At 71.4% G+C, this 20,008-nt stretch carries 16 protein-coding genes; 11 read left to right on the top strand and 5 right to left on the bottom strand.

Annotation, left to right across the window (positions count from 1 at the left end; translation table 11 throughout):
* The first annotated feature begins 115 nt into the window (after positions 1 to 115).
* Positions 116 to 457, top strand: coding sequence for a hypothetical protein (locus WMF12_RS38030; protein ID WP_437853102.1), 342 nt, complete (start codon positions 116 to 118; stop codon positions 455 to 457).
* Between the two features lie 69 nt (positions 458 to 526).
* Here WMF12_RS38030 and WMF12_RS38035 read toward each other — a convergent pair whose 3' ends face one another.
* Positions 527 to 1,816 (bottom strand): NAD(P)/FAD-dependent oxidoreductase, encoded by a 1,290-nt coding sequence (locus WMF12_RS38035; protein WP_437853105.1) that lies wholly within the window; start codon positions 1,814 to 1,816, stop codon positions 527 to 529.
* 84 nt (positions 1,817 to 1,900) lie between these two features.
* On the opposite strand from WMF12_RS38035, the gene WMF12_RS38040 reads away from it, so the two are divergent.
* From WMF12_RS38040 to WMF12_RS38060, 5 genes are all read left to right on the top strand, one after another.
* The gene (locus tag WMF12_RS38040) at positions 1,901 to 2,212 is read left to right on the top strand and encodes a 2Fe-2S iron-sulfur cluster-binding protein (protein WP_437853107.1); all 312 of its coding nucleotides are present in this window, start codon (positions 1,901 to 1,903) and stop codon (positions 2,210 to 2,212) included.
* 335 nt (positions 2,213 to 2,547) lie between these two features.
* Positions 2,548 to 4,212 carry an isocitrate lyase/phosphoenolpyruvate mutase family protein gene (locus WMF12_RS38045; RefSeq protein ID WP_437853109.1) on the top strand — a complete coding sequence of 555 codons (1,665 nt, stop codon included), beginning with the start codon at positions 2,548 to 2,550 and terminating at the stop codon, positions 4,210 to 4,212.
* Positions 4,213 to 4,216: 4 nt separating this feature from the next.
* A complete protein-coding gene (locus tag WMF12_RS38050) occupies positions 4,217 to 4,738 on the top strand; it encodes a thiamine pyrophosphate-binding protein (protein ID WP_437325131.1) in 522 nt (173 codons plus the stop codon).
* A complete protein-coding gene (locus WMF12_RS38055) occupies positions 4,735 to 5,298 on the top strand; it encodes a thiamine pyrophosphate-dependent enzyme (protein ID WP_437741625.1) in 564 nt (187 codons plus the stop codon). The genes WMF12_RS38050 and WMF12_RS38055 overlap by 4 nt, the downstream gene beginning before the upstream one ends.
* The gene (locus WMF12_RS38060) at positions 5,295 to 6,002 is read left to right on the top strand and encodes an NTP transferase domain-containing protein (protein WP_437853111.1); all 708 of its coding nucleotides are present in this window, start codon (positions 5,295 to 5,297) and stop codon (positions 6,000 to 6,002) included. The genes WMF12_RS38055 and WMF12_RS38060 overlap by 4 nt, the downstream gene beginning before the upstream one ends.
* A 60-nt stretch (positions 6,003 to 6,062) precedes the next feature.
* Here the strand turns inward: WMF12_RS38060 and WMF12_RS38065 are convergent, their stop codons facing one another.
* Positions 6,063 to 7,016, bottom strand: a complete 954-nt coding sequence (locus tag WMF12_RS38065; protein ID WP_437853113.1) for a CDP-alcohol phosphatidyltransferase family protein — start codon at positions 7,014 to 7,016, stop codon at positions 6,063 to 6,065.
* Between the two features lie 403 nt (positions 7,017 to 7,419).
* On the opposite strand from WMF12_RS38065, the gene WMF12_RS38070 reads away from it, so the two are divergent.
* Positions 7,420 to 7,788 (top strand): PDZ domain-containing protein, encoded by a 369-nt coding sequence (locus WMF12_RS38070; RefSeq protein WP_231864455.1) that lies wholly within the window; start codon positions 7,420 to 7,422, stop codon positions 7,786 to 7,788.
* A gap of 18 nt (positions 7,789 to 7,806) precedes the next feature.
* Here the strand turns inward: WMF12_RS38070 and WMF12_RS38075 are convergent, their stop codons facing one another.
* On the bottom strand, positions 7,807 to 8,202 hold the full coding sequence (locus tag WMF12_RS38075) for a YbjN domain-containing protein (RefSeq protein WP_437741628.1): 396 nt from the start codon (positions 8,200 to 8,202) through the stop codon (positions 7,807 to 7,809).
* Positions 8,203 to 8,621: 419 nt separating this feature from the next.
* Between WMF12_RS38075 and metK the strand changes: the two genes are divergently transcribed.
* Positions 8,622 to 9,872 (top strand): methionine adenosyltransferase, encoded by a 1,251-nt coding sequence (gene metK / locus WMF12_RS38080; protein ID WP_437741629.1) that lies wholly within the window; start codon positions 8,622 to 8,624, stop codon positions 9,870 to 9,872.
* Positions 9,873 to 10,194: 322 nt separating this feature from the next.
* Positions 10,195 to 11,496, top strand: a complete 1,302-nt coding sequence (locus WMF12_RS38085) for a hypothetical protein (protein WP_437853115.1) — start codon at positions 10,195 to 10,197, stop codon at positions 11,494 to 11,496.
* A 64-nt stretch (positions 11,497 to 11,560) separates the two neighbouring features.
* Here the strand turns inward: WMF12_RS38085 and WMF12_RS38090 are convergent, their stop codons facing one another.
* On the bottom strand, positions 11,561 to 12,196 hold the full coding sequence (locus tag WMF12_RS38090; protein ID WP_437873937.1) for a phenylalanine--tRNA ligase beta subunit-related protein: 636 nt from the start codon (positions 12,194 to 12,196) through the stop codon (positions 11,561 to 11,563).
* Positions 12,197 to 12,528: 332 nt separating this feature from the next.
* Here WMF12_RS38090 and WMF12_RS38095 point away from each other — a divergent pair, with 332 nt between their 5' ends.
* Both WMF12_RS38095 and WMF12_RS38100 read left to right on the top strand, forming a co-directional pair.
* Complete coding sequence (locus WMF12_RS38095; protein WP_437853118.1) at positions 12,529 to 15,207, top strand: O-antigen ligase family protein; 2,679 nt, start codon at positions 12,529 to 12,531, stop codon at positions 15,205 to 15,207.
* A gap of 58 nt (positions 15,208 to 15,265) precedes the next feature.
* Positions 15,266 to 16,528: a hypothetical protein gene (locus WMF12_RS38100; protein ID WP_437741632.1), complete on the top strand. Its 1,263-nt coding sequence runs from the start codon at positions 15,266 to 15,268 to the stop codon at positions 16,526 to 16,528.
* Here WMF12_RS38100 and WMF12_RS38105 read toward each other — a convergent pair.
* Entirely contained in the window at positions 16,525 to 20,004 is a 3,480-nt protein-coding gene (locus WMF12_RS38105; RefSeq protein ID WP_437853120.1) for an FG-GAP-like repeat-containing protein, read from the bottom strand. The two genes, WMF12_RS38100 and WMF12_RS38105, sit on opposite strands and share 4 nt — an antisense overlap.
* Between the last annotated feature and the right edge of the window lie 4 nt (positions 20,005 to 20,008).

Below are 20,008 nucleotides of genomic sequence, written 5' to 3' on the forward strand. Positions count from 1 at the left end.
CCACCGAAAATTGCCCCGCTGCGCGGGCTCATGGCAGGGTGCGCCGGCGTCGGGCAGCGCGCGAGGCGGCCAGCACCGGCCTCCTGCGGCGCGCGGCGCTCCGGCGCGCGCGACGATGGCGAGAGCTCACCTGGCACTTCTTCTCTGGGGCACCTTCGCCCTCGGCTGCGGCAAGGCAGGCGGCGATCCGGGAAAGGCCGACCTCGACAGCACGGGGGTCGACGCCTGCGACAGCACCCTGGCCACGATGACCACCTGCGCCAGCAAGCTGCCCGCGGAGAGCAGGAAGAGCCACGAGGCCGCGATCCGGATCGCGCGCGACGTGCTCGAGGCCAGGGCGGAGGCCGACGACGAGGCGCTGGAGGGCGACGCGAGGGCGGAGGCGCGCGTCGCGCTCGCGGCCGCCTGCAAGCAGATGAGCGACGCGGTCCTGGACCGCGAAGCGTGCGGCCGCTGAGCGCCAGACGGCCGAGCGCCCGGGCGAGCGTGCACGCGGCGAGGCACACGCTCGGCCGCCCGCCGCGCTTCACGCGAAAGCGGGCACCTCCGCCGGATACTGCTGCCGGAGGAACGAGGCCCACTGCGGCCGCCGCTCGGCGTGGAACACGTCGCCCGCGAGCATGCTCGTGATGAGCTTGCGCATCGTGGACCGCTGGTTCGGCTCGAACAGCGTCTCCCGGAACTGGCCTTTGTAAAAGCCCTGAACGACCCCCAGGAAGAGATCGACGGCGTAGCGGATCTCCGCCTCGTAGGCCGCGAACGCGGCGCGCGAGGTGTCCCCGGCGTCGAGCGCGCGGTCGATGGCCGTGGCGGCCAGATCGGCGCCCTTGATGGCGAGGTGCGCGCCCGTCGAGAAGAGCGGGTCGAGGAACCCGCCCGCGTCGCCCACGAAGAGCCATCCATCTCCGGCGAGCTGGTCGATCCGGTACGAGAAATCGGCGAGCGCCCCCACCGGCCTGATGCGCCGCGCGCTCGCGAGGAATTCCCGCGCCCAGCCGCTCTGCGCGACGGTGCGATCGAAGAGCTCGTCGAGCCGCTCCCCCTTCGCCCGGCTCCGGATCCAGCTCGACGACACCACCGCGCCGACGCTCGTCACCTCGCCGCGGAACGGGATGAACCAGAACCACCCGTGCTCGAAGAGGACAATCTGGATGTCGCCCTGGTGGATCCCCTCCTCGCGGGGCACGCCCTCGTAGTGGGTGAACAGCGCGGTCTTGTCGAGCTCGGCCAGCTGCGCCTTCCGCCGCATCCTCGACGCGAGCAGCGTGTCCCGCCCCGTCGCGTCCACGATCACCGGCGCCCGGAGATCGACGACGTCGCTCGAGTCGGCGCGCGCGGCCGCGGCCTCCTCCGGCCCGGCGCCGTCGGGTCGAGCGCGGGGCCGCGCGCGCACCCCGACGGCGCGGGGGCCCTCGAACACCACCTCGACGGCCTCCCACGACTCGCGCACCTCCGCCCCGAGCTCCGCGGCGTGGCGGAGCAGCAGCTGGTCGAACGCGTCGCGCTGCACCTGGTAGGCGAACTCGAACCTCGGCTCGAACGCGTCGGCGAAGCTGTACGTCCGCGTCCGCCCCGTCGACGAGCACAGGAACCGGGCGCCGTATTTGCGGAGGAAGCGCGCGTCCAGCTCCTCGTCCAGCCCGAGCCGCTCGAAGACCTCGCGGGACAGCGGCAGCAGCGACTCGCCGATGTGAAAGCGAGGGAACCTCTCGCGCTCGAGCACGAGGGCCCGGCGGCCGAGGCGGGCCAGCGATGCGGCGAGCGTCGACCCACCCGGCCCTCCGCCGAGGATGATTGCGTCCCAGCGATCCGTCATCGCTCGTCGTATAGTGCGTGCCGACGCCCGAGAAAATGCGCTCTCGGCGTCGCGCGCCAGGTAGGGAGGAGGGAGGGTTCGGCGGTGCCCACGGTCGTGTTCGAGGACGGCGCGCTCGGCCCCGCCGTCACCGCGGAGACGGGAGCCGGCAGGCTCATCGATGTCTGCGACGACGCGCGCGCTCCGATCGTGTTCTCGTGCCGCGACACGCGCTGCGCCACGTGCCGCGTCGAGGTCGTCGAAGGGGAGCAGCTCCTCGAACCGCCTGCGCGCGGCGAGCGCGATCTGCTCGAGCGCTTCGGCGCCCCGCCGCGGCTCCGGCTCGCGTGCCAGGTGGTGCTCCGCGCGGGCCCCGGGCTGGTCCGTTTGCGCGGGATCGTCGGCCGCGAGGGCTGAGCGGCCGGGGGAGCCCGCGGCGAGCATCGCGCGCGCCCGCCATCAGGCACCGCCGCAGCGCGCACGTCCCCACGCGGCGGAGCGCGCTCCGTCGCCCTCGCGATCGTCTGCTCCGGTCGTGCCCTGCCATTGGCGGCACTGGCGAACGGTGTTAAGGCAGCCCCCGTTCTGAGGCCCGGCTCCTCGGGGAGGAGAGCGAGATCAGGCGCCCCCCGGAGCTGCCCGCGCGCGGTGACGACGGGACGCCGCTCGCCTGGGACGCGCACCGCGGCACCTGCAGCCGCGGTCGCCCGTCGGGCGGAGATGGCAACACCGCGCGAAGGAGTGGACGAGACGTGACCAAAGCCAGGAAGCTGCGCGAACTCATGGCCCGCCCCGGGCCGATCGTCATCATCGGCGCGCACAACGGGCTCTCCGCAAAGATCGGTGAAGAGGCAGGGTTCGACGGGCTCTGGGCTTCCGGCTTCGAGATCTCCGCGAGCTACGCGGTGCCGGACGCGAACATCCTCACGATGGCGGAGAACCTCCAGGCCGCCAAGATGATGAACAGCACGTCGCTCCCGGTCGTCGCGGACTGCGACAACGGCTACGGCAACGCCGTCAACGTCGTCCGCTGCGTCGAGGAGTACGAGGCGGCGGGCATCGCGGCGATCTGCATGGAAGACAACATCTTCCCGAAGCGCTGCAGCTTCTACGCCGGCGTGAAGCGCGAGCTCGCGGACGTCGAGGAGCACGCGCTCAAGGTCCGCGCGGCGAAGGCGACGCAGAAGGATCGCGACTTCGTGGTCATCGCGCGGACCGAGGCGCTCATCGCCGGCTGGGGGATGGAGGAGGCGCTCCGCCGCGGCCGCGCCTACGCGGACGCGGGCGCCGACATGGTCCTCATCCACTCGAAGAGCAAGGACCCGGACGAGGTGCTCTCCTTCGCCCGCGCGTGGGACCGCCCGAACACGCCGCTCGTCTGCGTGCCGACCATCTACCGCACGACGAGCGTCGACACGCTGCACAAGGCCGGCTTCAAGCTGATCATCTTCGCGAACCACGCGATCCGCTCGTCGATCAAGGCGATGACGGAGACGCTCCAGACGCTGAAGCGCGAGATGTACACCGGCAGCGTCGACGACAAGGTCGTGCCGCTCGAGCGCGTCTACCAGCTCGTGGGCGTCGACAAGATGAAGCAGGAGGAGTCGAGCTTCCTGCCCTCCGGCAGCCCGGGCGTCACCGCCGTCATCCTCGCCGCCGGCCAGAGCCAGGGGCTCCTGCCGCTCACGGAGGAGCTGCCGAAGCCGATGCTCGACCTGAAGGGCAAGAGCATCCTCGAGCGGCAGATCGACGTGCTCAACGCGTGCGGCGTCAAGGACGTCGCCGTCGTGCGCGGGTACAAGAAGGAGGCGATCAAGGTCCCGAACGCCCGCTTCTACGACAACGACGAGTACGCGACGACGAACGAGGTGTTCTCGCTCTTCCGCGCCTCCAAGGAGCTGAGCGGGCCGTTCCTCTTCCTCTACGGCGACATCGTGTTCGAGCGCGGCCACCTCGAGAAGCTCCTCAAGAGTCCGGCGGACATCTCGATCGTCGTCGACCGCGCGTACGCCGAGGGCCAGCGGCCCAAGGACGCGCGCGGCGTGCCCGACCTCGTGGCCCTGAAGGACGCGCAGGAGGCCGGCTACCGCTTCGTCGGCGCCGAGGCGCCGCACCGGGTGGCCCGCGTCGGCCGCGCGATCCCCGCGGGCGAGGCGCACGGCGAGTTCGTGGGCATGGCCATGTTCACCGCGAAGGGCGCGCGCCTGCTCACCGACTGCTACCACCAGCTGCAGGAGAGCCGCGCGAAGGGCGGCTTCCACGAGGCCGAGTCGCTCCGCAGCGCGACCTTCACCGACCTGCTCCAGGAGCTCGTCGACCGCGGCGCGGACGTGCAGGCGATCGACGTTTACAAGGGGTGGCTCGAGATCGACACGTTCGAGGACTACCGTCGCGCCTGGGCGCTCATCAAGGAGTGAGGTGATGTCCCACGGTTCCCACGGTTCAGGCAAATCGTATGCGCCCGAGTTCGTCGCCGCGCTCAAGGAGGCGGGGTTCGACTTCTTCGCGGGCGTGCCCTGCTCGCTGTTGAAGGGCCTTGTCTCGCTGCTCGACGCCGACGCGAGCGCCCGTTACATCTCGGCGACCCGCGAGGACAGCGCCATCGGGATGGCCTTCGGCGCCTGGCTCGGCGGCAGGCTGCCGATGGTCCTGATGCAGAACTCCGGGCTCGGCGTCTCCGTGAACGCGCTGGCCTCGCTCAGCACGATGTACGAGGTGCCCGCGCTGCTCGTCATCTCCTGGCGCGGCGAGGGCGGCAACGACGCCCCGGAGCACATCATGATGGGCGAGATCATGCTCCCCATCCTCGATCTGATGAAGATCCAGCACCGCGTCCTCCGCGCCGCCGAGCCGATGGGGCCCCAGGTGCAGTGGGCGAAGGACGTCATGCTCTCCACCAGGCAGCCGGCGGCGCTCATCGTGCCCGCGGGGGTGCTCGAATGAACAAGCTCGAAGCGCTGAAGGTGTTCACGGCGGCGGTCGGCAAGGACGACCTCGTCGTCTGCTGCAACGGCATGATCGGCCGCGAGCTCTACACGACGCAGGACCGGCCCTCGAACTTCTACATGATCGGCTCGATGGGGCTCGGCCTGTCGATCGGCCTGGGGCTCTCGCTCGCGCAGCCGCGCAAGCGGATCTTCGTGCTCGACGGCGACGGCAACGTCCTCATGGGCATGAACGCGCTCGCCAGCGTCGGCAGCGAGCGGCCGGCGAACCTCGTGCACGTCGTCCTCGACAACCGCTCCCACGCCTCGACGGGCGGGCAGCGGACGATCTCGGGCGACGTGAGGCTCGAGTCGGTCGCCAGCGCGGTCGGCTACCGCGCCACGCACCGCGCCGAGTCCGTCGAGTCCTTCGAGGCGTCGCTGCGCGTCGCGCTCGTGCAGCCGGGCCCGGTCATGGTCCTCGCCCTCGTCGACGGCGGCACCGTGAAGGGCATCGGCCGCGTCGCAGAGACGCCGCAGGAGCTGGCCTCCCGCTTCGCGGCCGAGGCGCGCCGATGAGGGCGATCCTGCTCGCCGCCGGCCGCGGCCGGCGCATCGGCCGGGACGCGCCCAAGTGCCTCATCTCGATCGAGGGCAAGACGCTGCTCGAGCGCCACCTCGTGAACCTCACCGAGAGCGGCGTCACCGATCTGACGATCGTCGTCGGCTTCCGGCACGAGATGATCGAGGACGCGCTCGCCTCGCTGCGCCCTTCGCTGAAGATCGAGCTCGTCAAGAACCCGCGGTTCACCCACGGCAGCATCGTCTCGCTCCACGTAGCGGCCGACCGGCTGTCAGGCGGCGGGCTGTGGATGGACGCCGACGTGCTGTATCCCGCCGCGCTGCTGCGGCGCCTCGTGAGCTCGCCCCACGAGAACTGCCTGCTGGTCGACGCGAGCTCGGAGGAGAGCGGCGAAGAAATGATGGTCGGCGTCCGCGCCGGCCGCGTCCTCAAGATCGCGCGCCGCGTGGGCAAGGACTGGGACATCGCCGGCGAGACCGTCGGCTTCGCCAAGGTCGGCCCGCAGGGCGGTCGCACGATGCAGCGCCTCCTGGAGGAGGAGGTCTCCGCCGGCCGCCTCGACCAGGAGTACGAGGCCGCGATGGACCGCGCTTTCCAGGAGGTACCGTTCGGTATCGAGCGCGTCGACGACCTGCCCTGGACCGAGATCGACTTCGAAGAAGACGTGGAGAAAGCCCGCCGCCTGGCAAGCGCTCTCTAGGAGCGGGCTCTGAGGGGGACTACGCGGATCTGAGCTCGGCGGCGCAGCCGGGAGCCGAGCTCAGGCCACGGCCAGCTTCGCGCGGCGGGATGCGCCGCGGAGGAACCAGCCGTTCAGCCAGACGACCGCGACGATCCAGATGACCCCGCCCGTCGCGAAGAAGACCTGACCCAGCCAGAGCTGGTTCACGAGGAGCGTCAGCACCACCATCGACAGGAACGCGTCGCCGTTCGATATCGCCCAGAGCGCGCCGATGAGGCGCGTGAGCGGCGACGCCTCCTCCCGGATCAGCTGCTTTACCTGATCCGCGCTGGTCGAGGACTGGCTCCGCCGCGGGTCGAACCACTCGTGCTCGAACGCGAGGTGCCCCATGCGCCCGATGAAGACATCGAAATGGGCAAAGAACGAGGAGGAGGGGCCGAGCGCCTGGATCTTCCGGCGCAGCACGTCCGCCGTCTCGTCGGTGCCCGTCTCGAAGATCGAGCAGTACTTGAGCTTGAAGTAGTCCGCGGAGAAAGAGCGCAGCGCCCCCTGGAGCAGCGCGATCAGCAGGAGTGCGTTCGTGGACACGGTCGCGCTCCACGGGCCCTCCGGCGGCGGGTGAAGGTGAACGTGCCAGAAGATGCCGGCATAAAGAAAGACGACGCCCAGCCAGTCGGCCAGGCCGTCAATGGCGTGCCCGGCGGGGCTCACCATCCGCTTCGCCCGCGCCAGCGCGCCGTCCACGCAGTCCAGGATGGAGCGGAGCTCGAACACGAGCGCCCCGGCGATGAGGTGCCTCGGATCATCGAACGTCACCAGGTAACCGGCCAGCGCGGCGAAGAGCGGCTGAACCAGCGTCACCTGGTTCGGCGTGACCGGCGTCCTCATCAGCGCCCGCACGATCCAGCGCGCGATCGGGTACCGATAGTAGCGATTGAGCGGGTCCTCCATGCGCATCTTCCAGCCGCCGGGCACACCGCCGGACTGGGCGGCAGGTGTCGAGCTCTCGGCAGCAGCGCGCGGTTCAGGCATCGGCGATCCCGGCCCGGACTCTAGGGCAGCCGCCCCCGGGGACCAACTGGATTGCGACCTCTCGATGGACATGACGTGACAGTCGTTGCAAGCCCGCGTCCCGGCGCCACGCCGCGCTTTCCAGGGCGTATCCCGCGCCTCCGGCGACCAGCCGCGTAGTTGTTTGCGCTCCTGAAGCCCCACCGAGAACCGAGTTTCGCACCTCGCGTGCGGACGCGACAGGCACACTCGGGCGCTCCCTTCCTGTAAAATCGCATTCTCTCGCCTGCGGCGCTGCGACGTTCGACGAGCGCGCGCGTCCGCTGGAGCCGGTCTGACGTGGCGGCCGCGTCCCGCCGCGCGCTCCGGGAGCGCCCTGCGAGAATGGCGGCGCGCCGGGGCTCCTCGGCGCTATGGTGCCCCGGTGGCAAACAGGTCCTGGAGCGCGGCGCTCCTGCTCGTGGCCGCAGGGTGCACCGCGAGCGTGGGATCCATCGGGGCTGTCCTTGGGCGAGATAACGAGTCGCTGGCGCTCTACGTGCGCGACGTGCCGCCGGGCCTCGCCGCCGAGCGAGCGGGGCTGATCCCGGGCGACGAGATCATGATGATTGATGGCGTGTATGTCCGGGATCTCTCGTCGGCAGCGGTGCGCGATCGGCTCCGCGGCGCCGTCGGGAGCGCCGTCGAGCTCACCGTCGTCCGCGGGCGCGACGTGCGGCGCGTCCGGGTCGTGCGCACCGAGCTAAGGGCGCACGAGGGGCTCAAGCCCAGAGAAGAGCAGATCCTGCCTTGAAGCGGGGCCGGTTACCGCTCATTGCGCGGCGAGCGCCACGAGCTCGGCATAGTGCTTGTTCGCGTAGAAAGAGAGCACATCGACGGCGTCGCGCACCTCGCTCGGATCGAGGTCCTCGAGGCGGTACTCGACGCTGAGAATCACGTCGCCCTCCTCGTCGGCCGAGAGCTTGGCCATGTTGATCTCGCGGTTCAGCTGGAGCAGGCGCCGCACGATCCCGTCGCCCTCCTCGAGCTCCATCGGGAGCCGCACGAACGGGATCACCGCGAAGACGACGAAGGGGGGTGAGAGCCGCACGAACAGCGGGAAGAGCCGCTCGGCCCCCTGGAAGTCGCTGCGCATGGTGTCGCTGGATACGACCTCCACAGCCCAGCCCTCGCGCTCGAGGCACGCCTTGATCTCGTCGAACGTCATGCGCGGCATCATAGCCTCTGACGGCGCGCCTCCGGGAGCGCGCCGGATCGACGGCCCGACGCCCCCCGCTCGTCCGGTCTCGCGGGCGATCCCGCCGGCGAGCTCCCCGCAGGCAGCGCAGCGTCTTGGCCAGGGAGCGCGGACGCACCGGGAAGCAGGGAAGCAGGGAAGCAGGGAAGCAGGGAAGCCGAGTGAGAGTGCTGCCCAGGCAGCAGCCTGCGCGAAACGTCGGAAACGTCGATGCAGCTCGACAGCGACAGCGCCCGGCGCCGTCCACACCGACAGCCCACACCGACAGCCCGGAGGCAGCTCGTCCGGCCGGCGCTTTTGTCCGCGGAAGGCCGCGGCTCGCGTTGACGGTGCCCCGCGCTCGAACTATGCGTAGAGGTCCGATTTCGAGTCCGCCGAAGGAGCGATTCATGCGCCGTTACCAGTTCACATCCGAGTCCGTCACCGAAGGACACCCCGACAAGGTGTGCGACCAGATCTCCGACGCCATTCTCGACGGGATCCTCGAGAAGGATCCGACGGCCCGCGTCGCGTGCGAGACCCTGGTGAAGACGGGGATGGCCGTCGTGGCCGGCGAGATCACCACCTCGGCGTGGGTCGACATGCCGGTCGTCGTGCGCAACACCATCAAGGACATCGGCTACACCGACGCCGCGATGGGCTTCGACTACGAGACGTGCGCGGTGCTCACGGCGATCGAGAAGCAGTCGCCCGACATCTCCCGCGGCGTCACCGAGGGCGAGGGCCTCTTCAAGGAGCAGGGGGCAGGCGACCAGGGGCTCATGTTCGGATATGCGACGGACGAGACGTCGGAGCTGATGCCCTCCCCCATCAGCTATGCCCACCGCCTCGCCCGGAAGCTCGCCGATCTCCGCAAATCCAAGAAGCTCGACTGGCTGCGCCCCGACGGCAAGACCCAGGTCACGATCGAGTACGAAGATCAGACGCCCGTGCGCGTGAGCGCCGTCGTCGTGTCGACGCAGCACGGCCCCGAGGTCAAGCACAAGACGATCGTCGACGCGGTGCGGAGCCTGATCATCGAGAAGTGCATCCCGGCCAAGCTGATGGATCGGAGCACGAAGATCTACGTGAACCCCACCGGCCGCTTCGTGGTCGGCGGCCCCTTCGGCGACGCCGGCCTCACCGGCCGCAAGATCATCGTCGACACCTACGGCGGCATGGGCCGGCACGGCGGCGGCGCTTTCAGCGGCAAGGACCCGACGAAGGTCGACCGCTCCGCCTGCTACTACGCGCGCTACGTCGCGAAGAACGTCGTCGCGTCCAAGCTCGCGGCGCGCTGCGAGGTGCAGATCGCCTACGCCATCGGCGTCGCCCAGCCGGTCGGCGTCCACGTGAACACCTTCGGCACGGGCCGCGTAGGTGAGGACGTGCTCGAGAAGTACATCATGCAGAACTTCGACATGCGGCCGAAGGCGATCATCGAGCAGCTCGATCTGCTGAAGCCCATCTACCGAAAGACGGCCGCGTACGGCCACTTCGGGCGTGACGAGTTCACCTGGGAGAAGACGGACCGCGCGGCCAAGCTGGCCGAGGACCTGCTGCGCCCGACGCTCGCCGCGGTCCCCGCGACCACGAACGGCTCCGGGAGCAAGAAGGAGCCGAAGCGCAAGGGCAAGAAGGAAGTGGGCGCCCAGGCCTGATCGTTCAGAGCGCTCCGCCCGCTGCGTGTGAGCGGGGCGAACCGTGGACGGCCCCTCGGAGAGGCCGAGAGCGCCGGCGCTGTGGAAGCGCCGGCGCTCTGCGTTTTGTCGCCACGACCCGCGTCTCCTGGAACGCTCGTGACCATGGCGCCTGGGTCGGATGCGGGTGCCACGATGTGGGCATTCACCTCACAAAAAAGCACCGGCCTTTGCCGGGATGGGCTGACTGCTGCGGCCGCTTCTGCTGATAAAATCATCGACGACTCCCGTATCGCCGGATCGACCGAACCTCCCTGGTTCCATGCGACCTCGAGGAGCACCGATGAAACCTTGGTTGAATTTCTTGAGCCTCATCACTGCGGCAGGGTGTCTGGGCACGGCCTGCACCGGGAACATCGGACCGGTAGGCGGCCTTGATGTCGGGGAGGGCGGCGCCGCGAGCGCCTCCAGCACCGGCGGGATACCGACCACGACAGCCGAAACGACGGCCGACGCGACGACCGTCGCCACGTCCGCGGGGGTGGGTGCGGGGGGCGCGGGCTGCAGCGGCTCGCCGGACGCCGACGACGACGGCGACGGCTTCACGGAGCTCGAAGGCGACTGCGACGATTGCAACGCGCTGATCAATCCGCGAGCGCTCGAGCTCCCGACGGTCGGTGGAGAAGGGGGAGCCTCGCCGCAGCCCGTGGACGACGACTGCGACGGCATCCCCGACAACGTGCCCGAGCCGTGCGACGACGGGATCCCGCTCGACGACCTGGATCCGCTCAACGCCGCGAGGGCGGTCGAGCTGTGCAAGATGTCGTCCGGGCCCCGCGACTGGGGCGTGGTCTCCGCCGCCTGGGTCATGGTCGACGGCGCGCCGCCGCCGCAGGAAGCCGAGCTGCTCGCCAACTTCCACCTCGGGCACGGCATCCTCCCCGCGTTCGGGCGCAACGTCCCGCCGAGGGCGGGCACGCGGCTGCTCGCCCTCTCGAGCGGCACGGCGCGGCAGGACGGCGACGAGGGGTTCGAGAGCCCGCAAGGCTTCGACAAGAAGTACGAAGGTGATTTCCCCGAAGACTTCCCGAAGGACCCCCGCGGCTGTGACGATCTTGTGCTCGCGAAGCCGTCCGACCCGACCGCCGTCGAGATCACCCTCCGGGTCCCGTCGAACGTCCGCGGCTTCGCGTTCAACGTCAATTACGTCACGTTCGACTGGCCCGTCGTCTGCGACAGCTTCAACGATTACTTCGTCGCGTTCCTCTCGCCGCGGCCGGCCAACCTCCTCGATGGTCACATCCTCTTCGACAGCCAGTGGAACGCGATGAGCGTCAACAGCACCTTCATCGACGTCTGCGCCTGCGAGAGCGGCCCTCCCTGCGATCTCGACGGCAGGGTGTACGCGTGCACCCGCGGGATCCGGGAGCTGCTCGGGACGGGGTTCGAGGGCCGCGCGGGTACGAGCTGGCTGGTCACCTCGGTGCCCGTGGAGCCGAACACGGAGATCAAGATCCGGTGGGGCGCATACGACGCCGGAGACCATCAGCTCGATTCGACCGGGCTCGTCGACAACTGGCGGTGGCTCACCGACAAGGACGAGAGCGTGATCACGCTGCCCGATCCCCCTGCGCCGGCGCCGTAGGGCGCATCGCGGCAGCGGCGGCGCGCCGGCGTGCGTGGGAGGCGATGGCCCGCGCGCCGGGCGATCAGGCCGCGATCGGCGCGTCCGAGGTCGCCGCGCCGACGCCGGCGAGCAGCTCCTTGTACCAGGCGGCCGCTCCCGCCGCGCGGCCCGGCAGCGCGCGGCTGCCCCAGAGGACCGAGAGCGTGCGCGTCGTCCCCGCGTGCGTCTTCGTCCGCTGCGCGTCCTTCACGGCGTTCGCGCACGGGCCGTCCGCGTCGAAGACGCAGAGGAGCCCCTCGAGGTCGATCTCCTGCCCCGAGGCGTTGAACACGTAGCGGGAGCCAGCGGGCGCGACCTCGATGCGGAGCGGCGGGCGGGCGCGATCGAGATCGATCACGCTGATGGGCAGGCCCGTGTGCAGCGACACGGCGTTGCACGCGTCCACGGCCGCGTTGATGGCCACGAGCGATCCCCCCTCGGCGGCGCGGATGAGGTACTCGGAGGCCGGCTTGCCCCGGCCTGTCGGCTTGTAGCCGCCGTGCCGGAGCAGATCGCGGACCGCCGACCGCACGGCGTCGTCCGAGCGGAACGGGGCCGAGGCCTTGTCGGACAGGAGGCCGCGGAGCGCGTCGCTCCCCTGCAGCTCGCCTAGCGGCGCGGGGAACGTCGTGACGAAGGCGGCGACTTCGAGCAGAGGATGCGCCGAGAGCGTGAGCACGCGGCGCACTCTACACGAGCGGCGAGGCTGCGCGAGCGCCTCCTCGGCGCAGGTCGTATCGGCGAGCTGCTCGCCAGAGGCGTGGTTGGGCGCGAGCTCGATCAGCGCCTTGGACGACCCCTTCGTGATCAACCGCTCGGCGTTGAACGCGAAGGAAGGCCCATTGATGCGCGGCGGCGCGCGCCGCCATGCGCCGCCGCGCGACAGCGCTCCTGGATGGATGCTCGTCATCTCACACTCTCTCGGTCAATCCCGCGAGTGCGCAGGTCGACTCGATGGTGCGGTGAGCGATCCCGTCCCTCTGCGGCGCAGATCGACTACCCTGGCCGGCCGTGACGACGGACTCCACACGCCCGAAGCTGAGTTCGCCCGCCGAGCTCCGGCGCTCGATGGGCGCCGCGGCGCGGAGCCGCCCAGGAGGCGCCGCACCACCGCTCGCCGAGCGCGTGATCCCGTGGCTGCTCGGGGCCATCGTCGCCGCGTCCGTGCTCGCCATCGGCGCTGTCCATGCGCCGACGCTGGCCCTGGTGTCCGCGGTCGTGGCGATCGCCGCCGCGCTCTCGCTCCGCGCCAGCGCGCTCGCCGGCGAGCCGTCTCCCGTGAAGACGCTGCCGGCGCTCACGCTGCTCGGCTTGACCGCGTACACGCTGCTGCAGGCCGCGCCGGTGCCGCTCGCGTGGATCGAGCGGCTCTCGCCGGCGAGCGCCGACATCTGGTCGCGCTCCCTGATGCCGCTCGGCGAGGCGGCGCCGCGGTACGCCAGCGTCTCGCTCGACCCCGGCGCCACGCTGGTGGAGGCCGTGAAATGGCTGACCTATACCGGCGTCTTCCTCACGGCCGCGTTCGTCGGCGCGCGGCGCGGCGCGAAGCTCGGGATCACCCTGGTCTTCGGCAGCGCGTTCCTCGCGGCGCTCACGACGATCGCCCACGGGCTGCTCGGCGCGACGACCGTCTTCGGCCTGTATCAACCGCGGTTCTCGGTGGCGTCATGGCACGTCGGGCCGCTGCTCAACCCGAACAACCTCGCCGGTTACCTGAACCTCGGCATCCTCTCGGGGGTCGGGCTGCTGCTCACGAGCAGGCCGCTCCTGCCGCCCTGGGTCGCCGGCGTCGGGCTCACCACGATCGTCGGGGTCGGCATCATCGCGTCGTCCCGCGGAGGGCTGCTCGTGCTGCCGCTCGGCCTCGCCCTCTTCGCTTTGCTCTCGCGGCGGCGGCGCGGCAGGCACCGCTCCGGCGCCCGCGGCCGGGGCGCGGCGGCGTGGCTGTTGAGCGTGGCCATCGGCGGCGGCGCGCTGCTGGCCGCGCTCGCCGCGACGAACCGCACGCTCGCGGAGATGGCGGACGACAACCTCGACAAGCTGTCGCTCTTTCGCTCGACGCTCCCGCTGCTCGCGGATCACTGGCTGCTCGGCATCGGGCGCGGCGCGTTCGAGACGGTGTTCCCGGCGTACCGACAGTCGCCGGGGAACATCGTGTTCACACACGCCGAGAACGTCGTGATCCAGTGGGCTGCGGAGTGGGGTGCTCCGGTCGCGGCGGCCTCGCTCGTCGCGTTCGGCGTCGCGTTTCGCCCGGGCAAGATCGCCTTGCGCGCGAGCACGGCGGCGCTGGGCGCCTGGGTCGGCTGCGCGGCGCTCGTCCTCCAGAACCTGTTCGATCTCGGGCTCGAGGTGCCAGGCGTCAGCATCGCGCTCGCGGCGACCCTGGGCTCGCTCTGGGGTGAGGCCCATGGCGAGCGGCCGCGGCACCAGGCTCCGGCAGGCGCGCCCGGCCCGGAGCGGTGGCGGCCGTGGCAGGCGGCGGCTTGCGCCGTGGCCTCCGCGCTCGCGCTCGTCTCCCTGATGGTGCGCTTCGGCTGGCGCGACGTCGACCACGACCGCCGGTCGCTGCGCGCGCAGAGCGACGCCGGCGCGGCGAGCGGCGCCGGCTGGCCACGCTTCCGCGAGGAGCTCCGCGCGGCGATCCTCCGCCACCCCGCGGAGCCGTACTTCCCGCTGCTCGGCGCGGTCGCCGCGCTCCGGGGCAGCGGTGAGAGCCCCATCCCATGGCTCCAGCGCACGCTCGAGCGCTCACGCCGCCACGGGCGCGCCCACCTCCTGCTCGCGGAGGTGCTCGCGTCGCGCGGCGCCAAGGAGCAGGCGCTCCTGAGCCTGCGGCTCGCCGTGGAGGACGACCCCGGCGTGACCGACACGGCCGCGGGGCTCGCCCGGCAGTGGACCCACACGTGGGAGGAGCTGCTGCGGGCCGTGCCGGAAGGCAAGGCCGGGGTCGAGGTGCTCGAGCGCATGGCCACCGCGGGCGACCGCCGGGAAGAGGTCGACCTGCGCCTGCGCTGCGCGGAGGAGGCGATCGCGCGCGACCGCGCGCGGGTCGGAGCGCACTGGGCTGCCGGCGATGCGCTGCTCGCGATGCTGGAGGCCCCGGGCTCCGCCCGCTGCGGCGGTGACGACGGGCGGAGGGCCGCCTGCGAGCGGGAGATCGAGGCGCACGCGGCGGCGGTGCAGGGCCTCGACGACGACTCGTTCTTCGCGGTCCAGCTGAGGGCGCGGCTCCTCCTCCTGGGCAAGAAGAGCGCGGAGGCGGAGCAGCTGCTCTCGGGGAGCTGCGAGCGGCTGGACAACCGGGCCGGCTGTCTTCGCCTGCGGGTCGTCGCGGCGGCGCAGATGGCCTCGTCCGAGAAGCTCCTCCCCGCGCTCCGCGAGCTGCTCTCCGCGTCGTGCACCACGCTCGCGGCGTGCGCGGCGACGTCGACCTGGGCCGGCGACCTGCTCGCGGCGCGTGACGACCATCCGTCGGCCGTGACCTACTACGCGCGGGCAGCGCAGGACGAGCCGACCGAGGAGCGCCTCCTCAAGCTGGCCGACGCCGCCAGCCGCGCGGGCGCGCACATCGAGGCGTCGAAGGCGCTGGAGCGCCTGCTGCAGCGGCGCGGGGGGCAGGACCCTGCGCTGCGCAAGCGGGTCCTCGAGGAGAAGGCGAAGGCGCTGGCGCCTTCGCTCAGCCCGTAGGTAGATTGCGCACGATCGTGGCCATCCTCGCCTTCCTCCCTCTCCTTCGAATCGCCCTGTGAAGCTGTCGTCGTTGCTGCGCGCTGGGATGCACGGCGGCGCCGGGGTCGCCTTCGCGGTCATCCTGCCTCGCGCCGTCTCGCTCGCGGCCCAGTGGGTGCTTGCGCTGTCGGCCGACCCCGCGGCGCTCGCCGCGCTCGCCAACTACACGTCGCGCGGGATGGTCGTCGTCGCGCTGGTCTCCGCCGGCCTCGCGCCGACCCTCGCGCGCCGGGCGCGCGCCTTCGCGACCAGGGGGGGCCGCGCGCTCGTGGGCGGCGCCCTCGCGCTCGTCGCCGTGTTCGCCTTCAGCTGCACGCTCGCCCATGAGCTGACCACCGGGCTGGGCGGGACGGCGGGTCTGGTCACCGCGCTCTTCAGCGCGTGCTCGCTGCTCGCCGCCGCCGCGCCGAGCATCTGGCCGAGCTGGCAGCTCCAGGGGCGGTATCTGCACGCGCTCGCGGTGCTCCTCGTCTTCTCCCCGGGCGCTTCCATGCTGGCCGCGCTTGCGGGGCGCCCCGATGCCGTCGCCGTCGCGATCGGGATCGCCGGCGCCTCGCCTGCGCTGCTCCTCCTGCGCCCGACCCGGCTCCGGCGCGCCGCGCGTTACGCGATGCTCGTCGTCCGGCGCGCGGTCCCGTACTCCATCGCGAACTTCTCGACCGTCATCGTTTACCCGATCTCGCTCAGCGCCAACCTGAAGCTCATCGGCGACCATCGCGTGGGGCAGCAGGTGCTCTACTGGTCGTTCGCCGCGGTGCTCTCCCAGGCGTCGCAGGCGTTCGCGGCGCGCGCGGTCGCGGGCGCGAGCAGGTCGGGAGACGAGGCGACCTGGCAGGCGCGCGCCGTGCGCGCCTGGCTGCCTCCGGCCGCCCTGCTCTCGCTCCTCGGCGCGGCCATCTATGTGATCTTCACGGTCCGGATCCCCGGCCTGCCGCACTCGGGCGCCGCCCGCGACGCCATGACGATGACGATGCTGGTCTCTGCGGTGGCTCCGCTCGTCACGGACGCCATGTGCATTTACTTCTCCGGCCCGGGTTCGCGCCGCGTGCTCGCGGCGGGCAGCGTGCTGAGCAGCGCGTGCGTGGCCGGATGGCTCCTGCTGGCGCCGGCGCCCCTGGTCCGCCATTTCGGTGTGTTCGGCCCCTCGGTGCTTGTCGGCGTGGCGCGCCTCGCCTTCGTGATCGACGCGCCTGTGCGGCGGTACACGCTCGGCGCGATGCTCCTGCTGATCGCAGCGTTCGCGCTCACGCTGGCGCTCGGCGGGGGCGTGAGCTTCTAACGCGCCGGCCGCACGTCGCGCGGCCAGCGCCCGCGAGGTGCCCTGGTCGCGCGGCGGCTCGGCGGCGCGCTCGCCGTCCCGCGGGCCCTGCCGAGGGCGACGAGCGCCAGGGCGATAGCGCCGAGGCCGGCCGTCCACGAGGCCGGGCGCTGCCCCGGCGCCTCGGTGCACACGCAACCACGGCCGTACAGGAGCGTGTCGTCCCATCCGGCCGCGCCGGCTCCGCCAGGACCTGCGCTGCCGGTGCCCCCTGCCCCGCCATCGCCGCCGCCCCCTGCTCCGCCGCCGGTGCCTCCTGCTCCGCCGCCGCCAGCGCCTCCGGCTCCACCGCCGCCTCCCCCTTCGCCCTGCGGCATCCTCACGATCACACCGTCCGACCCTCGGTCCGGCGAGAGCCCGGCGGCAGAGACCGCGCGCACGCCGACGTAGTACTTCGCCCCGTCGAGGAGCGGCAGCCCGCCGACCGAGGCTTCGACGACGTCGCCCACGTCCTGCCACGCAGGCGAGCTCAGGTAATCGCCTTGCCCGCCCACGACCGTCACCTGATACGACGTCGCGCCATCGACCTTCGACCACCTCATGTGGAGCGTGTCCCTGGTCTCGATCTCGTCGATGTCCTCGCCCGGATCGCCGCTGCCCGGATCGACATCCCAGACGAACTCGGGGGCCGGCAGGATCTCGTGTCGCATGTTGTAGAGGTAGCCATCTGCCACGCTCACGAGGATGTCGTCGTGGCCGTCACCGTCGGTGTCCGCGAGGCTCGGTGAGCCGACGGGGCTGCCGAAAGCATAGGACCACACGAGGCGCGCCGAGCACGCGTCGACCGCATAAAGGAAGCCGTTCGTGGAGCCGACGATGGCGGTCGGACCGGCGGACGCGCGCCCGGTCAGGTTCCGCGAGATGGCCACATCTCCGAGCTGGCCCATCGGGGCGCCCGCCTGTGCTGCGGCGTCCTCCGCGTCGAACGCGCCGTCGCCCGCGAGGACGATGAAGCTCGATTGCCCACCGCTGGCGGCGTCCAGCACGGAGAACGTCAGCCGCGCCGGATTCATGAACGACCCCTCGACGAGGACGGTCCTGCCGTCGCAGCTCGCGATCGCGCCGTGCGGGTAGGGACGGATGTCCTCCGCGCCCCTCCACAGCGCGGCGCTCAGGTCGTGCGGCAGCGCCCGCGCGGGGGCATACCCCCCCTGCAGGGTCATCTCGAGCCGATGATCTCCCGACACATCGGCGAGGATGGGCATGAAATAGAGCAGCGTCTCCGGGTTCTCACCGAGGGGGCTGCCGTTCCGACCCGAGAGCACCTTGGCCCTGTTGATCGCGACCGCCACGTCCTCCGCGCCGTCGCCGTTCCAGTCGGCGATCGCGACGGCCTGGGTGCCGGCGGAGGCGTCGATACGGTGTTTCCACCGCTCTCCGCCGCCCCGATCGATCGCGACGACCTCGGTGTGCAGGCTCGGATCCACCGTGACCGCCACGAGCTCGCGCGCGCCGTCTCCGTCGAGATCCCCGTGCAGCACATCCCACGCGGGGGGCTTCTCGAGCGGAGTTTCGCTCGTTTGCCTGCCGTTCGCGTCGAGCGTCGCGACGGCGTACTTCACCGGGTCGGTGAGCGGGTGCAGCCGCCTGAAGCACGCGAGCGTCGCGGGCGAGCTCCCCTCGGCGGGGGCGATGGACGCGCCAAACGCGTCCCTCACGCGCCAGGCGGGCTTGGCCGGCGCCACATTGCTCGCGCCGTCGGACGCGACCCGGACGAGGTCGCCCCGGCTGTCGACGACCACGACGCTGGCGGCGGCGTCTTCCGGAGAGAACCTCGCGGCGAGCGGGGCGCGGCCAAAATTGACGAAGGCGCCCGGGCCTGTGTAGAAGCCGCCGACGCGCATCCCGGGCAGGACGTCGCGCCCCTCCCGCACGAGGTTCGAGGGCTCGAACGACGCGTCGAGCAGCGTGAGGAACCCATCGGCCCGGGAGACCACCAGCCGCGGCCACGACGGAGCGCTCGCGACGGGCAGCTCGAGCGCCGCGATGCCGCTTCCGGGCTCGACGGAGTAGACGGCCGCGACCGTCGTCCCGCCCCCCTGCATGTCGACCGCGGTGAGCCCGACGGGCTCCGACGTCGACTCGAGCACGAGCTCACCGCGTCCGTCGCCCGTGAGATCCGGAGTCACCAGCGAGAAGGCGAGGTTCGTCCTGCGGGATCTCGCCCAGTCGAGCCGCGTGCGCACCCGCTCGCCGTCCAGCGACCAGAGCCGCTCCAGCGAGCCTCCGGCGGCGCGGCTGAACCGGTACGCCGACACGCGCTCTTCGCGCGACGTGACGATCCATTGCTCGGAGCCGGCGTCTCCCTGGACCGCGCCCTGCGCTATCGCGTCGGGAATGGTGGCGAGCACGGCGCCCGTGGCGGCATCGAGCACGAAGGACGTCCAGGTTTCGCCCACCTTGCCGCTCGCCAGCACCTCGAGCGCGCCGTCGCCGTCGAGATCCCACGCGAGGCGCGTCGGGGCGCGGGCGTCGCCGCCGTCATTGGGGCTGAGGGTCTTTCGCCAGACCACAGCGAGCGACGGGCTCTCGTCCGGCCTGTACGCGAGCAGGGTGACCTCGCGCGCGCCCTGGTTGCCGCGGACCCGATTCTGGAAGCAGAGCGCGTGCTGACCGGGGCTCGCCCGATCGCCCATGGTCACGGCCTCGCAGACGGCCCCGCCGAGATGGACGCCGATGCTGGCCGACTCCGCAAAAACGTTCCCCGATCCCGAGACGAGGAATAGCTGGTCATAGGAGGACACGAGGAGATCGTCCGCGCCGTCTCCGTTCCAGTCGCCCACCGTGTCGATCGTCGCGTTGCAATGCGTGCGCCGCGGAGGAGGAGGCAACCGCTCGACAGCGCCGAACCCCCCCGCGAAGCTGTAGATGACACCCGGGCTGTCCGTGCGCACGGTGCAACAGCCACACTCGTCCAGGAAGAGATCGAGATAACCGTCGCCGTTGAAATCGGCGAGGCGCGCGGCCCCGAGCGTTCCGAGCTCAGAGGCGTCCTCGCGCCACAGGATGGCTCCGCTCGATCCATCGATGACCGCCGCGCCCGCGCCGCTCAGCGCGACGATCTCGACCCGCCCGTCTCCGTCGAGATCGTCGACGGAGTGCAGCGTCTGCATTCCCAGCGATGGGGTGCTCCAGCGGACGAATCCCAGCGGATCGGAGAGGACGACGCGGCCGCCGGACACAAAGAGCAGGTCGATATCGCCGTCCTGGTTCGCGTCCCCTGCGAGCACCCGGCCTGTCGAGAGGACACCGCCGAGGTACGCCCGCCAGTAGGGCGCCGGCTTCACGATATTGCTCGTGGACGACGTGGCGCCCGTGCGCTGCGCGTCGTGACGGGCAGATGGCCAGTCGGCGAAGGCCGAGGCCCCCTCGAGGAGGAGCGCAGAGCAAACCGCGCTCGCGACCGCGCCGCGCGCCATGAAGGACGATCGTTCCATTCTG

This window comes from Sorangium sp. So ce363, from assembly GCF_051520435.1.
Lineage (GTDB): Bacteria > Myxococcota_A > Polyangia > Polyangiales > Polyangiaceae > Sorangium > Sorangium cellulosum_B.

Bases quoted from the DNA above. Each gene is read 5' to 3' on its own strand.
- WMF12_RS38035 (WP_437853105.1), bottom strand. From the start codon at position 1,816: ATGACGGATCGCTGGGACGCAATCATCCTCGGCGGAGGGCCGGGTGGG.
- WMF12_RS38085 (WP_437853115.1), top strand. From the start codon at position 10,195: ATGAAACCTTGGTTGAATTTCTTGAGCCTCATCACTGCGGCAGGGTGT.
- WMF12_RS38075 (WP_437741628.1), bottom strand. From the start codon at position 8,202: ATGACGTTCGACGAGATCAAGGCGTGCCTCGAGCGCGAGGGCTGGGCT.
- WMF12_RS38060 (WP_437853111.1), top strand. From the start codon at position 5,295: ATGAGGGCGATCCTGCTCGCCGCCGGCCGCGGCCGGCGCATCGGCCGG.
- WMF12_RS38030 (WP_437853102.1), top strand. From the start codon at position 116: ATGGCGAGAGCTCACCTGGCACTTCTTCTCTGGGGCACCTTCGCCCTC.
- WMF12_RS38055 (WP_437741625.1), top strand. From the start codon at position 4,735: ATGAACAAGCTCGAAGCGCTGAAGGTGTTCACGGCGGCGGTCGGCAAG.
- WMF12_RS38050 (WP_437325131.1), top strand. From the start codon at position 4,217: ATGTCCCACGGTTCCCACGGTTCAGGCAAATCGTATGCGCCCGAGTTC.
- WMF12_RS38105 (WP_437853120.1), bottom strand. From the start codon at position 20,004: ATGGAACGATCGTCCTTCATGGCGCGCGGCGCGGTCGCGAGCGCGGTT.
- metK (WP_437741629.1), top strand. From the start codon at position 8,622: ATGCGCCGTTACCAGTTCACATCCGAGTCCGTCACCGAAGGACACCCC.
- WMF12_RS38065 (WP_437853113.1), bottom strand. From the start codon at position 7,016: ATGCCTGAACCGCGCGCTGCTGCCGAGAGCTCGACACCTGCCGCCCAG.